We start from the raw sequence: 13,393 nt of genomic DNA on the forward strand, positions 1-13,393 counted from the left end.
GCGGATCCGGTCAGCGCCGCTCGACCGCTCCGGTCGGCCGCGCTTGGCGGATCCGGTCAGCCGGCGCTCGGCGGATCCGTCAGCCGGCCGTCCGGTCCGGGGCGGGGGCCGCGGCGCCGGGCTCGGGGGCCTCCTCGAAGTCCACCCGGCCCATGTGGCGGCTCATCGACTTCATCAGGCCCCACACGCCGAGGGCGAGGGCCGCGAACACGATGAAGCCCAGGATGCCGGGCGTCACCTTGTTCTTGTCGAAGGTGTCACCCGCCAGCGGGAGGAGCTGGGTCAGTGCTGCCTGCGTAGCGCTCATAGCTACGCATTCTCCCGGATGCCCGCGAAGAGGTCGGACTCGGGGAGGGAAGTGTCGACGAGCGACTTCGCGAGCTCGTACTCCTCCGTGGGCCAGACCTCCCTCTGGATCTCCATCGGGACGCGGAACCAGCCGCCGTCCGGGTCGATCTGCGTGGCGTGCGCGACGAGCGCCTTGTCACGGATCTCGAAGAAGTCCGCGCAGGGCACGTGGGTGGTCAGGGTCCGCTCGGTGCGCTCGAACTCCTTCCACCGCTCCAGCCACTCCCCGTACGGGGAATCCAGGCCGCGCGAGAGCAGCGCCTCGTGCAGGGCGACGGTGCGCGGCTTGTTGAAGCCCTGGTTGTAGTAGAGCTTCTGCGGCTGGTACGCCGGGCCGAACTCGGCCTCCGGGTACTTCTCGGTGTCGGCCGCGCCGTCGAAGGCGACCATCGAGATCTTGTGGGTCATGATGTGGTCGGGGTGCGGGTAGCCGCCGTTCTCGTCGTACGTGGTGACGACGTGCGGCTTGAAGGCGCGGATCTTCTTCACCAGGCGGCCGGCCGCCTCGTCCACGTCCTCCAGCGCGAAGCAGCCCTGGGGCAGCGGGGGCAGCGGGTCGCCCTCGGGCAGGCCGGAGTCGATGTAGCCGAGCCACTCCTGCTGCACGCCCAGGATTTCGCGGGCCTCGTCCATCTCCTTGCGGCGCACCTCGTGGATGTTGTCCTCGATGTACTTGTCGCCCTGGAGCTTGGGGTTCAGGATCGAGCCGCGCTCGCCGCCGGTGCAGGTCACGACCAGAACGGGCACGCCCTCGGAGACGTACTTGGCCATGGTGGCCGCGCCTTTGCTCGACTCGTCGTCGGGGTGGGCGTGGACGGCCATCAGTCGAAGCTGCTCGGTCAAGACGGGATCCTCTGCGTTTCGGCGTGACGGTCGACTTCTATAGTGACCGAATCGGGGGACGGAAAATTCCGGGGGTGGGCCTATGAAGGCCCGGCCCCGCCCTGCCGGAAGGAACGATCGATGAGCACGGTGCGCGGAGGGCTGCCCGAGGGCCGTTACGGCCGGTCGGCGGACGAGCGTGCGGACCGGAAGCTCAAGATCGTCGGGGCGGCGCTCGGTGCCCTGCTACTGGGTGTGATCGGCTGGATCGGCTGGGATTACGTCTCGGGGCAGAGCGTGAGCGCCGAGGTGATCAAGTTCCAGGTGGTCTCGGACACAGAGGTGAAGGCGCACCTGGAGATCCGCAAGGACGCTTCGGTCACCGGGGTCTGCACGCTCAGCTCGCAGGACGAGCAGCACAACGAGGTGGGTCGCGCCGACTTCACCTTCGCGCAGCCCGAGGCGCGCGTGGACGAGCTCGTGTCGCTGAAGACCACCGGCCGCGCCACGATGATCGAACTGGTCGGCTGCCAGCAGGCGGGGTCCGCGACGCGCTGAGTGCCTGGTCGTGACACGGACGGCGGGCAAACCGGCACGTGGGTCCTCCCCCTTTTCTTCCCGAATTGTTAGGCTCGTGGTTTCGTCCGCCGCTGGCGGCTATGTAGTCCCCTGTACCGACGAGGAGCACCCGTGACCCAGACGAGCGAAAGCGTCACCTGGCTGACCCAGGCGGCGTACGACCAGCTGAAGGCGGAGCTGGACTACCTCTCTGGTCCCGCCCGCACGGAGATCGCCACGAAGATCGCAGCCGCCCGCGAAGAGGGCGACCTGCGCGAGAACGGCGGTTACCACGCGGCCAAGGAGGAGCAGGGCAAGCAGGAGCTCCGTGTGCGCCAGCTGACGCAGCTCCTGGAGAATGCCAAGGTCGGGACCGCGCCCGCGTCCGACGGCGTGGTGGCGCCCGGCACACTCGTCAAGATCGCCTTTGACGGCGACGAGGACGACACCATGGAGTTCCTGCTGGCCTCCCGCGAGTACGCGTCCTCGGACTTCGAGACGTACTCGCCCCAGTCCCCGCTGGGCAGCGGCGTGCTGGGCAAGGCGATCGGCGAGGACGCGGAGTACGAGCTGCCGAACGGCAAGAAGGCCTCCGTCAAGATCCTCGACGTCAAGCCCTTCACCGGCTGATCACCCTTCTTTCGTCACATCGATGCCCGGCCGGGTCCTCCCGGCCGGGCATCGGTGCGTGCAGGGGGTGCGTACGGGCCTACGCGGTCGCCGAGCGGTACTTGCGGACAGCCAGGGTCCGGAAGACCGTGATGATCAGCAGCGACCAGAGCACGGACGCCAGCACCGGGTTCTGCATCGGCCAGGCGTCCGGGACCGGGTAGCCCTCCGGGAGGTTGCCGAAGAGCACGCGGCACGCCTGGACGGTGGCGCTGAAGGGGTTCCACTCCGCGATGGTCTGCAGGAAGGCCGGCATGTTCTCGGAGGGGACGAAGGCGTTCGAGATGAACGTCAGCGGGAACAGCCAGATCAGTCCGCCCGAGGTGGCCGCTTCCGGGGTGCGCACCGACAGGCCGATCAGGGCGCCGATCCAGGAGAAGGCGTAGCCGAGCAGGAGCAGCAGGCCGAAGCCCGCGAGCACCTCGCCGATGTTGGTGTGGGTGCGCCAGCCGACGAGCACGGCCACGATCGCGAGGACGACGAGGGTGAGCGAGGTCTGGACGAGGTCGGCGAGGGTGCGGCCGGTGAGGACCGCGCCGCGGGCCATGGGCAGCGAGCGGAAACGGTCGATCAGGCCCTTGTGCATGTCGTCCGCGATGCCCGCGCCCGCTCCGGCGGTGGCGAAGGTCACGGTCTGGGCGAAGATGCCGGCCATCAGGAACTCGCGGTAGGCGGCGGGCGAGGTGCTGCCGCCGACGCTGATGGAGCCGCCGAAGACGTAGCTGAAGAGCACGACGAACATGACCGGCTGGATCACACCGAAGATGATCATCTCGGGGATGCGGGACATGCGGATCAGGTTCCGCTTGGCGATCACCAGGGAGTCGTTGACGCCCTGGACGAGGCCGCCGCGCGGGCGGGGTGACGCGAGGTCGGGGATCCGGGTCGGAGAGGTGGTGCTCACTTCGCCGCCTCCTTGCGCGCCGCCTTGCGGCCCTTGGCTTCGGTGGGGGCGGCGGCCGGGCCGTCGCCGTTCTCGTCGGCCGTCAGCTCGGCCGCGTGGCCGGTCAGGGATATGAACACGTCGTCGAGGGTGGGACGGCGCAGCCCGATGTCGTCGATCTCGATGCCCCGGCCGTCCAGTTCGCGGATGACCTCGGCGAGCAGCTTGGCGCCGCCCGACACCGGCACGGTGAGCTTGCGGGTGTGTTCCTCGACCGTGGTCTGGCCCTTGCCGAAGCCGGCGAGCACCTCGCGCGCGGTGGCGATGTGCTCGCGCTCGTGGACGACGACCTCCACGCGCTCGCCGCCCGTACGGGCCTTGAGCTGGTCGGAGGTGCCGCGGGCGATGACCTTGCCGTGGTCCACCACGCAGATGTCGTGGGCGAGGTGGTCGGCCTCCTCCAGGTACTGGGTGGTGAGCAGCAAGGTGGTGCCGCCCGCGACCAGTTCCTGGATGATCCCCCACAGCTGCTGGCGGTTGCGGGGGTCGAGGCCGGTGGTCGGCTCGTCCATGAACATCACGGGCGGGCTGACGACGAGGGCGGCCGCGAGGTCCAGGCGCCTGCGCATGCCGCCGGAGTACGTCTTGGCCGTACGGTCGGCGGCGTCGGCGAGGTTGAAGCGCTCCAGGAGTTCGTCGGCCCGGGCCTTCGCCGCCTTGGCCCTCATCTGGTAGAGCTGGCCGACCATCTGGAGGTTCTCGCGCCCGGTGAGGTATTCGTCGACGGCGGCGAACTGGCCGGACAGGCCGATGGCGCGGCGGACTTCGTTGGGGTGTTTGAGTACGTCGATGCCGGCGACGACGGCCTTGCCGCTGTCGGGCCGCAGGAGGGTGGTCAGGACGCGTACGGTCGTGGTCTTGCCCGCGCCGTTGGGGCCGAGCAGACCCAGGACGGTGCCTTCGGGGACATCGAGGTCCACGCCGTCCAGAGCCCGTACATCACCGAAGGTCTTGACCAGGCCTTCGGCATAGATGGCGCCTGGCATATGGATTCTCCCAGTCTGGATCGGGCCAGCAGGATCGTTCCCTCGGCTTCCCTGGGCGAAGCCCATGGTCGGCGGGCAGACCTCGCCCGTCGGCCGAACGGGTGAGACCACGCTAACGCGTCATATCGCGTACCGCACGGGCATTTTCCCGGGTGCGGCTCCTCCCGGCCGGCCCCCGCCCGGTCAGCCCCCGCCCGGTCAGCCCGTGCCGAGGTACGTGACGTTCACCGTGAGCAGGCTCTCGTTCTGACGCAGAGCGACGCCGTCCGCCTGCTTCACACTGCCCACCAGCAGGACCCAGTCGGTCTTCTCGTAGCTGAGGGTCGCGGTGCCGACCGGGTGCGGCTGCCAGCCGAGGTGCTGCAGCTGCTCCCCGATCCTGGGCAGGGCGAACTCCGCCTGCTGGGTGGTGACGACGGCGGTCCAGTCGACCTGGCTCGGATTCTTCCTGCCGGTCGTCTCCGAGGTGGCCTTGCCCTTCGCGGGGTCGAGCCCCGCCGTACGCAGCGCCGCCCGGACCTCTCCGTCCACGGCGTCGCGGGTGAGCGGCGCGCCCGTGCTCTTGGGCGTGGCCTTCGGGGGCGGCGACGCCGCGGCCGTGGAGGCGGCCGCCGGTGCCGCGGCGGGACCGGCGGTCTCGGAGGCGGACGTGCACCCGGCCAGGGCGAGGGCCGCCGACGCGGCCAGAGCGATGACGGCCGCTGTCTGCGGTCTGACGCTTGTGTGCACCGTTGAGACTCCCACCCCATGTGAACAAGGCGGGAACTTTCACATACCCGCCTCGAATCTGCCTCGTTCTGCCCACGAGTATCAGGTATGAGGGCGGCGGGGCCTAGGGGTGAATCCCTTAGCTCATCACTTTGTAACCGGCGCTGTGCAGCGACCTGGCGACCTCCGTGCAGTGCTCGGGGCCCTTCGTCTCCAGGTGCAGCTCCACCTCCACCTCGGTGAGCCCGAGCCGCGGGTCGGTCCGTACGTGGCTCACGTCCAGCACGTTCGCGTCCACCACGGACAGCACGCCCAGCAGCCCGGCCAGAGCTCCCGGCCGGTCGGCCACCCGCAGCCGCAGCGACAGGTAGCGGCCGGCCGCCGCCATGCCGTGGCGCAGGATCCGCTGGAGCAGCAGCGGGTCGATGTTGCCGCCGGACAGGACGGCCACCACCGGGCCCCCGCCGTACAGTTCGGGCTCGCTGAGCAGGGCGGCGACGGGGCTGCACCCGGCCGGCTCGACGACCAGCTTGGCCCGTTCCAGGCACAGCAGCAGGGCGCTGGACAGGGCGTCCTCGGAGACCGTGCGCACGTCGTCGAGGAGCTCGCCGATGATCCTGAAGGGGATGTCGCCGGGGCGGCCGACCTTGATGCCGTCCGCCATGGTGTTCGGGTTGTCGATCGACACCGGGTGCCCGACCTTGAGCGAGGGCGGGTACGCGGCCGCGCCGGCGGCCTGGACGCCGACGACCCGGACGTCCGGGCGCAGCGCCTTCACCGCGACCGCGATGCCGGCCGCGAGCCCGCCGCCGCCGATGCCGACGAGGATCGTGCGCACCTCGGGGCACTGCTCCAGGATCTCCAGGCCCACCGTGCCCTGGCCCGCGATGACGTCGTGGTGGTCGAAGGGGTGGATGAACACCGCCCCCGTGCGGTCCGCGTAGTCCTGGGCGGCGGCGAGGGTCTCGTCGACGACCTGTCCGTGCATGCGCACGTCGGCGCCGTACTCCTGGGTCGCGGCCACCTTGGGTAGCGGCGCCCCGAAGGGCATGAACACCGTGGAGCGGACCCCGAGGAGGGAGGAGGCCAGCGCCACGCCCTGCGCGTGGTTGCCCGCGCTGGCCGCGACGACGCCAGCCGCCCGCTGCTCGGGGCGCAGGCCGGCGATGCGCACGTACGCACCGCGCAGTTTGAAGGATCCGGTGCGCTGGAGGTTCTCGCACTTGAAGTGCACCGGGGAGCCGGTGAGCGCGGAAAGGTGCCGGCTGCCTTCCATCGCGGTGACCCGTGAGACGCCGGAGAGCATCTTCTGAGCCCCCCGGACGTCGTCGAGCATGACCTGTGGGACGGGCTGGGGCACGCGGTAGTTCATGCCGCAAGTCTCGCAGCCCGCGCACGCCTCGGCGCAGCACGCGGACAGGGGTGGGAGCAGGGGCGAAATCTCGCCATCCGGGACAGCAGTGTGACAGCCCCGCGGACGGGCCGCACGAGTTCTCGTACGAGGCGTACGAGCCGCCGCACGGCCGCGTACTCTGTCCCCCATCCTTGTCGGACCCACGCGAAGAGAGCCCACGGCCATGCCTTCCTCCCCGGCCAATTCCGACCTGCCCGTGGCGGCCGAAGCGCCCGCCGGAGCCGGTCTCCTCGACGCGCTCCAGCACCAGGTGGCGGTTTTCGCCCGCCGTGCCGAGCAGACCCGCCTGGGTGGTGTCGGCCAGGCCCGCAACTCGATGGACCGCGCCGCCTACCTGCTGCTGAACCGGCTCGACCTGGAGGGGCCGATGGGCGTCAAGGCGCTCGCCTGCGGCATGGGCATCGACTCGTCCACGGTCACCCGGCAGGTCGCGCCGCTCGTCGACAGCGGTCTGGTCAAGCGGACCTCGCACCCCGAGGACGGGCGGGCCGTGGTGCTCGCGCTGTCCCCGCGGGGGCTGGCGCGGCTGGAGGAGGTCCGCTCGTCGCGGCGCGAGCTGATGGCACGCGTGACGGAGGGCTGGAACGAACAGGAGCGCGAGTCCTTCACGCATCTGCTGACGCGTTTCAACCTGTCGCTGTCGGATCTGATGGCGGCCGTCGCCGAGGCCGGTCCGGCGTCCTGAGCCGGGACGGTTCCGGCGTCCTGAGCCGGGGCTGCGGGGCGGCCGTGAGGCGCCTGCGTCCGACCTCTTGACCAGGGTGGTCCCGCTGCCCGCACTATGTGGGCTATGCGGGCGGTTGACCAACGGGCGGACCCCTACGCGGAGTTCGAGGCATTCGTCGCGGGCGCGGCGGGGCGGCTGCTCCATGTCGCGCTGCTGCTGACCGGTGAGCCGGAGGCCGCCCGCCGGCTGCTGGCGGGGGCGCTGGCCCGCACGTACGCGAACTGGCGGCGCCTGCGCGGGGACGATCCGTACGACTTCACCCGCCAGGATCTGTGCGCCGCCTTCGCCCGCACCGGCTGGCGGCACCACGGCGGGGCCGGCGTACTGGCCCGGCTGAGCCCGCTGGAGCGGCTCGTCCTCGTCCTGCGGATCTACGAGGGCGTCGCGGAGGAGGTCACGGCCGCGCAGCTGGGGCTGTCGGTCGACCGGGTACGGGTGCTGTGCAGCCGGGCCGTGGTGGCGCTGCGCTCCCGGGAGGCGGCGTGAGCGGCACCGCTGACCACAAGCAGGACCAGGTCAGGCGACTCATGGAGAGCCCGTACCCGGTGGTTCCAGCCGGGCTGGCGGCGGGCGCGGCGGCCCGCGGCGACCGCATGCTGCGCCGCCGCCGGGTGCTCCGCCGGTTCGGCTGGGCGGTGCTCTTCGCGGCGGCGGTGGCCTTCACCGTCTGGGCCTCCCTGACCCACCCCTGGGCCACACCGCCGGCGGGCGTCTCGCCTCCGCTGGAGGGCTGGTAGCCGCTGCTGCGGCGCCGCGCTGCCGGGGGTCCGCCCCGGCAACGTCGGCACGCCCCCGCCGGGCCCGGGCGGGGCCCGGCGGGGGTGCGGGGCCTAGCCCAGGGCCTGGGTCAGGTCCGCCAGGAGGTCGTCGGCGTTCTCGATGCCCACCGACAGGCGGACCAGGTCCGCCGGGACCTCCAGGGCCGAGCCCGCCACCGACGCGTGCGTCATGCGGCCCGGGTGTTCGATAAGGGACTCGACGCCGCCGAGGGACTCGCCCAGGGTGAAGAGCTTGGCGCGGTTGCAGACCTCGACCGCCGCCTCCTCGCCGCCGGTGACCCGGAAGGAGATCATCCCGCCGAAGTTGCGCATCTGCTTGGCCGCGATGTCGTGGCCCGGGTGCTCCGGCAGGCCCGGGTAGAGGACCTGGGTGACCTTGGGGTGGCGGGTCAGCATCTCGGCGACCTTGGTCGCGTTCTCCGCGTGCCGGTCCATGCGGACTGCGAGGGTCTTGATGCCGCGCAGCACGATCCACGAGTCGAAGGGCCCGGCCACCGCGCCCATGGCGTTCTGGTGGTAGGCCAGCTCCTCGCCCAGCGCCGCGTCACCGGTGATCAGCGCGCCGCCGACCACGTCGGAGTGGCCGCCCATGTACTTGGTCAGCGAGTGCACGACCACGTCCGCGCCGAGCGCGAGGGGCTGCTGGAGGTAGGGCGAGGCAAAGGTGTTGTCCACGACCAGCTTGGCGCCGGCCGACCGCGCGATGTCGGCGACGACCGCGATGTCGGTGATGCCGAGCAGCGGGTTGGAAGGGGTCTCGACCCAGATGACCTTGGTCTTCGGGGTGAGGGCGGCGCGTACGGAGTCCGGGTCGGAGGTGTCGGCGACCGACCACTCCACGCCCCACCGGGAGACGACCTTCGCGAAGAGGCGGAAGGTGCCGCCGTACGCGTCGTTCGGGATGACCACGTGGTCGCCCGGGGCGAGCAGCGTACGCAGCAGGCAGTCCTCGGCGGCGAGCCCGGACGCGAAGGCGAGCCCGCGCCGGCCGCCCTCCAGCGCCGCGAGGTTCTCCTCCAGCGCGGTGCGGGTCGGGTTCGCGCTGCGGCTGTACTCGTAACCGCCGCGCAGTCCGCCGACGCCGTCCTGCTTGTACGTGGACACCTGGTAGATCGGGGGTACGACCGCGCCGGTCAGCGGGTCCGCCGTGTTGCCCGCGTGGATCGCGCGGGTCTCGAAGCTCTGGTGCTCATGGCTGTCATCGCTCATGGGCAGAGCCTAAGCCCCGCCCGGGGTCCGCATCCCTATTGGCCTGCTGCCCACCCGGTCTGGTTCGCTTGGAGGCATGGAGATTCTGTGGTTCGTGTTCGCGATGCTCATGATCGTGTTCGTGCTCAGCCCGTACATACGGCGCAGGCGCGGCGGGATCCGCCTGGTCGCTCCGGGCAGCCCCGACGCCGCCGACCCCGCGAACTACGGATTCGACCGGCAGGAGGACCTGGACATCCGCGTTCCCGGGCCCGACCGGGATCTGATGGACGCCCTCGACAACGTGCGCCGCACCGGCCAGTGGCAGGCGGCCTCGCAGCTGCTCGCCGGGACCCCGGTCGAGGGCGAGCTGCGCTGGCAGCGCGTGCAGGCCTTCGGCGGCGCGGCGGCGCTGGAGCTGGTGCAGCAGCCCGGTGTGGGCGCGCAGTGGCTGAAGGCGTGGCGGCTGGAGGCGGACGAGGACGCGGGCGGCGCGCAGGTGCACGCGGAGCTGCTGGTGCAGCAGGCGTGGCGGCACTCGGGCGGGGTCGGTTCCGAGGACCACCGCATCATCCTGGAGGAGGCGCGGGAGGCCTGCCGCAGGGCGGCGCTGCTGGCGCCCGGCGACCCGGTTCCGTACATCACGGAGCTGGCGATCGCACGGGGCCTCGCCTACCCGGAGGCGGAGTTCGACGCACTGTGGGCGAACGTGATCGACCGGGCCCCGGCGCACATGGGCGCGCACCTCGCGGCCCTGCACTACCTGTGCGGGAAGTGGCACGGCTCGCGGGAGAAGGCCGACGCGTTCGCGCACGCGGCCGCGGCGCGTGCCCCGCAGGGCTCGCTGCTGGCGGCGCTGCCGCTGTTCTCGCTGTACGAGAACCTGCCGGACGTGGTGCTGGTGGGGAGCTTCTACCAGAGCGCCGCGGTGACGCGGGCGGTGGAGGGCGCGCTGTACGCGGTGCACACGGCGCGGCAGGACGACCCGATGCTGGCGCACGTACGGCACCTGCTGCTGCTGTTCCTGGTCAACATGGAGCGCTGGGCGGAGGCGATGGAGCAGGTGCGGCACGTGGACGGCTACGTGGGCGCCCTGCCGTGGTCGGCGTCGCAGGACCCGGCAGCGCAGTACGCGGTGTACCGGGCGCTTGCGGTGGCGGGGTACGAGGCGAACGGCGGCTCCCCGGCGACGCTGCCGAACTGACGGGGCGCGGGCGGGGGATCCCACCCCCGCCCCCGGGCCCTCCCCCAGCCGCACCGGCACCCCTCACCAGCGGAAATCACCGGCCTATAAGGTTGCCGTAAGTGACCACAGGGCCGCATGATGCGGCGGTGGCGGCCGTCTCCGGCCTCGTTCCACCGCACCGCTTTCATCCCGTGGGGGGATCTGTTCCATATGGGCGCTTCACTGCGCGCTGCGCGCGCTCTCGGCCTGCTCGCAGGCTTCTACCTGCTCGGTGTCGTCCTGCTGGCCGCCCTCGTGGGCGCCGACTACGCCGTCTTCACCTGGCTGCACGGCCCGATCGTCTACAAGGTCGTCATCGTCTCCGTCGTCCTCGCGATCCCGGTCGTCCGCGGCATGTTCATGCTTCGCACCCCCAAGGGCGAGCCGTCGGCCGGCGTCACCGTCACCGTCACCGAGGCCCAGGAGCCCGCGCTGTGGGAGGCCGTGCGCGACGTCGCCCGGCAGGTCGGCACCCGCGCGCCCGACGAGATCGTGCTGATCGAGGAGGTGAACGCGGCCGTCAGCGAGGATTCCTCGCTGCTGGGCATGCGGCCCGGCACCCGTCGCCTCTATATCGGCCTGCCGCTGATGATGGGCATGGACGAGATGCAGCTGCGCGCCGTGCTCGCCCACGAGATGGGCCACTACGCCAACTTCGACACCCGTCTCACCCCGCTGATCGCCCGCGGCCGCGCCCAACTGATCCGCACCATCGCCCACTTCCACGAGCGCTCCGCCGCGAAGGTCGCCAAGGAACGCGAGAGGCAGGAGAAGCATGCCGCCAAGCGGATCGCCAAGGGCAGGAGGGCGACGATGGTCGACACCCCGGGCCTGGGTGCGACGTACCGCGGCATGGCCAAGATCTACACGGCGTACGGCAACTTCTACATGCGCGCCACCCTCACCGCATCCCGCCGCCAGGAGCTCGCCGCCGACCTCGCCTCGGTCGCGGTCGCGGGCCGCGAATCCGCCGCGTCCGCGCTGCGCGAGCTGAACGCCCTCGACTCGGCGAACAACTTCTACATGAGCTCGTACGCCACCCTCGGCGTCGGCGCCGGCCTGCTGCCCCGCCCCGGCCAGGTCTTCGGCGGCCTGCGCAACCTCCTCGCGGCCCGCTCCGCCGACCTGGACGAGCTGCGCCGCGAGCTGTCCACCGAGCCCACCTCCCCGTACGACTCCCACCCCGCGCTCGCCGAACGCGTGGCCCGCATCGAGGCGCTGCCCGACGACGGCCGCTCCGGCCAGGCCGCCCGCCCCGCACTGGAGCTCCTCGCCTCCCCCGAGGCCTCGCTGGCCGCTCTGGAGCAGGCCGTGCTCACGCCGCAGGCCCTCGCCCTCAAGCGGGTGGACTGGGAGGACCTGGTCCACGAGTCGATGACCCTGTACGTCGGCCAGGGCGCGGCGGAGGTCCGCGAGGCCATCACCGCCGAGGGCGCGGGCCCGGAGCTGGCCGCCCTGCTGGACGCGATCGACGCCGACCCGGCCGTGCGCTGGCGGATCGCCGACCGCCTGCCGAAGTCCGAGCAGGCGGCGGCCGCCACGGGCCGCGCGGCGCGCGAGTTCGCCCGCCCGGTCGTCCGGCGCGCCCTCGACCAGCTGGTCACCGCCGAGCTCACGGCGCGCGACGCCGCCCGCTGGCAGCTGTCGTGGTCCGACTCGGCGACCCTGCGCTACCCGTCCGACGGGTTCGAGGACCAGCTCGGCCTGGCCCTGGACGCGGCCGTCGCGGACCAGCCCGACACCGATTCCCTGCGAAAGCTGGTGCTCGCCCCGTGATCGGCCTGATCATCCTGAGCGTCATCCTGCTGGGCGGCGCGTACAAGTTCCTGCGCAAGGTCCGCCAGGACCGCAAGGCGCAGGGGCGCGGCCGCAGCGGGGCCGACGTCCGCGCCGCGATCGAGATGGGCTTCGTACCCGCCTCCCAGCTGGACACGGAGAACCGTTTCCCGGTGTCCCCCGGGCAGACGGCCGCCCTGGCCGCCGTCCGGGCCGGTGACTGGCAGCCGGCCGCGGCCTGGCTGGACGAGGCCGGACAGGACTGGGACGAGCGCATCCGGCGCGTCCAGGTGCTGTCCGAGCGGGCCGCCGAGGAGGACGGCTGGCTGCTCGCCTGGCGGGCGGCCCGGCCACAGGACCCGACGGCCGCGGTCGTGCACGCGGACACCGCGGTGCAGGTGGCGTGGAACGTGCGCGGGTCGCTGAGCGCGCGGCACACCACGCAGGAGCAGTTCCGCGTCTTCCACCAGCTCATCGCGCAGGCCCAGGAGGCCGCCCACGAGGCGCAGCGCGTCGCGGACCCGGCGGACCCGGTCCCGTACATGGTGGAACAGCCCATCGGCATGGCGCTGGGGTACTCGCACGAGCAGTACCGGGAGCTGTGGGCGCAGATCGTCAAGCGCGACCCGAGGGTGCTGTCGGCGCATGTGGGCGCCCTGCAGTACTGGTGCCGCAAGTGGCGCGGCTCGCACGAGGAGGCCCGGGCGTTCGCCCGGGAGTCGGCGGCCGCGGGCGCCCCGGGCGACCTGCTGTCGCTGCTGCCGCTGTACGCGTACCTGGAGGAGGAGATGTCCGACCAGGAAGCGGACCCGCAGGTCTTCTACAACCGGCCGGAGGTCGTCGCAGCCGCGGACGCGGCGCTGGCCGACCTGGCGGCGGCACGCCCCGACGACCTGCGGGCGGGACGGCTGCGGCACATGCTGGCATGGGTCCTGTACTGGCAGGAGCGCTGTCCGGAGGCGCTGGAGCAGTTCCGGGCGATCGACGGCTTCATCGGCGCGACCCCGTGGACGTACGTGGCGGACAGCAAGGCCCGCTACCTGCAGGCGCGGGACTACTGCGTGCGCCAGGTGACGCGGAACGCGTGAGCCGCGTGACGGAGATATGACGGAAGTCTGACGTGGGGGGGGGGGGGGGGGGGCCCGGCCCCCCCCCCCCCCCGGGGGGGGGGGGCCGGGGGGGGGCCCCCCCCCGGGGGCCCCCCCGCCCCCCGGCCCCCCCCCCCCCCCGGGGGGGCGGCCCCCCCCCCG

The 13,393-nt window shown here is 72.1% G+C and carries 15 protein-coding genes; 8 read left to right on the top strand and 7 right to left on the bottom strand.

All coding sequences use genetic code 11. The annotated features are described in order from the left end of the window. Nucleotides 1-79: 79 nt before the first annotated feature. Complete coding sequence (locus tag ACFYOB_RS22335; protein ID WP_388562032.1) at nucleotides 80-307, bottom strand: hypothetical protein; 228 nt, start codon at nucleotides 305-307, stop codon at nucleotides 80-82. A gap of 2 nt (nucleotides 308-309) precedes the next feature. Continuing rightward, nucleotides 310-1,191 (bottom strand): mycothiol conjugate amidase Mca, encoded by an 882-nt coding sequence (gene mca, locus ACFYOB_RS22340; RefSeq protein ID WP_388562034.1) that lies wholly within the window; start codon nucleotides 1,189-1,191, stop codon nucleotides 310-312. A gap of 120 nt (nucleotides 1,192-1,311) precedes the next feature. On the opposite strand from mca, the gene ACFYOB_RS22345 reads away from it, so the two are divergent. Continuing rightward, complete coding sequence (locus ACFYOB_RS22345; protein WP_388562036.1) at nucleotides 1,312-1,728, top strand: DUF4307 domain-containing protein; 417 nt, start codon at nucleotides 1,312-1,314, stop codon at nucleotides 1,726-1,728. A gap of 132 nt (nucleotides 1,729-1,860) precedes the next feature. Beyond that, nucleotides 1,861-2,358, top strand: coding sequence for a transcription elongation factor GreA (greA, locus tag ACFYOB_RS22350; RefSeq protein WP_030009952.1), 498 nt, complete (start codon nucleotides 1,861-1,863; stop codon nucleotides 2,356-2,358). Nucleotides 2,359-2,437: 79 nt separating this feature from the next. Here greA and ACFYOB_RS22355 read toward each other — a convergent pair whose 3' ends face one another. The 4 genes from ACFYOB_RS22355 to ilvA all read right to left on the bottom strand — a co-directional run bounded on the left by ACFYOB_RS22355 (nucleotide 2,438) and on the right by ilvA (nucleotide 6,406). Further along, nucleotides 2,438-3,301, bottom strand: coding sequence for an ABC transporter permease (locus ACFYOB_RS22355; RefSeq protein ID WP_388562038.1), 864 nt, complete (start codon nucleotides 3,299-3,301; stop codon nucleotides 2,438-2,440). Further along, nucleotides 3,298-4,326, bottom strand: coding sequence for an ATP-binding cassette domain-containing protein (locus ACFYOB_RS22360; protein WP_388562040.1), 1,029 nt, complete (start codon nucleotides 4,324-4,326; stop codon nucleotides 3,298-3,300). The genes ACFYOB_RS22355 and ACFYOB_RS22360 overlap by 4 nt, the downstream gene beginning before the upstream one ends. A gap of 198 nt (nucleotides 4,327-4,524) precedes the next feature. Further along, on the bottom strand, nucleotides 4,525-5,055 hold the full coding sequence (locus ACFYOB_RS22365; RefSeq protein ID WP_388562042.1) for a hypothetical protein: 531 nt from the start codon (nucleotides 5,053-5,055) through the stop codon (nucleotides 4,525-4,527). Nucleotides 5,056-5,173: 118 nt separating this feature from the next. Continuing rightward, nucleotides 5,174-6,406 (bottom strand): threonine ammonia-lyase, encoded by a 1,233-nt coding sequence (gene ilvA / locus ACFYOB_RS22370; protein ID WP_388562044.1) that lies wholly within the window; start codon nucleotides 6,404-6,406, stop codon nucleotides 5,174-5,176. Between the two features lie 205 nt (nucleotides 6,407-6,611). On the opposite strand from ilvA, the gene ACFYOB_RS22375 reads away from it, so the two are divergent. The 3 genes from ACFYOB_RS22375 to ACFYOB_RS22385 all read left to right on the top strand — a co-directional run bounded on the left by ACFYOB_RS22375 (nucleotide 6,612) and on the right by ACFYOB_RS22385 (nucleotide 7,912). After that, on the top strand, nucleotides 6,612-7,133 hold the full coding sequence (locus ACFYOB_RS22375; RefSeq protein ID WP_388562046.1) for a MarR family winged helix-turn-helix transcriptional regulator: 522 nt from the start codon (nucleotides 6,612-6,614) through the stop codon (nucleotides 7,131-7,133). A gap of 96 nt (nucleotides 7,134-7,229) precedes the next feature. Beyond that, entirely contained in the window at nucleotides 7,230-7,661 is a 432-nt protein-coding gene (locus ACFYOB_RS22380; RefSeq protein ID WP_388562048.1) for a sigma factor-like helix-turn-helix DNA-binding protein, read from the top strand. Continuing rightward, nucleotides 7,658-7,912, top strand: coding sequence for a hypothetical protein (locus ACFYOB_RS22385; RefSeq protein WP_388562050.1), 255 nt, complete (start codon nucleotides 7,658-7,660; stop codon nucleotides 7,910-7,912). Before ACFYOB_RS22380 ends, ACFYOB_RS22385 begins: the two co-directional genes overlap by 4 nt. Before the next feature lie 93 nt (nucleotides 7,913-8,005). Here ACFYOB_RS22385 and ACFYOB_RS22390 read toward each other — a convergent pair whose 3' ends face one another. Beyond that, nucleotides 8,006-9,163: a cystathionine gamma-synthase gene (locus ACFYOB_RS22390; protein ID WP_388562052.1), complete on the bottom strand. Its 1,158-nt coding sequence runs from the start codon at nucleotides 9,161-9,163 to the stop codon at nucleotides 8,006-8,008. Nucleotides 9,164-9,239: 76 nt separating this feature from the next. On the opposite strand from ACFYOB_RS22390, the gene ACFYOB_RS22395 reads away from it, so the two are divergent. The 3 genes from ACFYOB_RS22395 to ACFYOB_RS22405 all read left to right on the top strand — a co-directional run bounded on the left by ACFYOB_RS22395 (nucleotide 9,240) and on the right by ACFYOB_RS22405 (nucleotide 13,231). Continuing rightward, entirely contained in the window at nucleotides 9,240-10,346 is a 1,107-nt protein-coding gene (locus tag ACFYOB_RS22395) for a hypothetical protein (RefSeq protein ID WP_388562054.1), read from the top strand. 192 nt (nucleotides 10,347-10,538) lie between these two features. Next, on the top strand, nucleotides 10,539-12,143 hold the full coding sequence (locus tag ACFYOB_RS22400; RefSeq protein WP_388562056.1) for a M48 family metallopeptidase: 1,605 nt from the start codon (nucleotides 10,539-10,541) through the stop codon (nucleotides 12,141-12,143). Further along, entirely contained in the window at nucleotides 12,140-13,231 is a 1,092-nt protein-coding gene (locus ACFYOB_RS22405) for a hypothetical protein (protein WP_388562058.1), read from the top strand. The genes ACFYOB_RS22400 and ACFYOB_RS22405 overlap by 4 nt, the downstream gene beginning before the upstream one ends. Nucleotides 13,232-13,393: the final 162 nt, after the last annotated feature.

Origin of the sequence: Streptomyces sp. NPDC006463, from assembly GCF_042870715.1 — a bacterium.
Classification (GTDB): Bacteria; Actinomycetota; Actinomycetes; order Streptomycetales; family Streptomycetaceae; genus Streptomyces.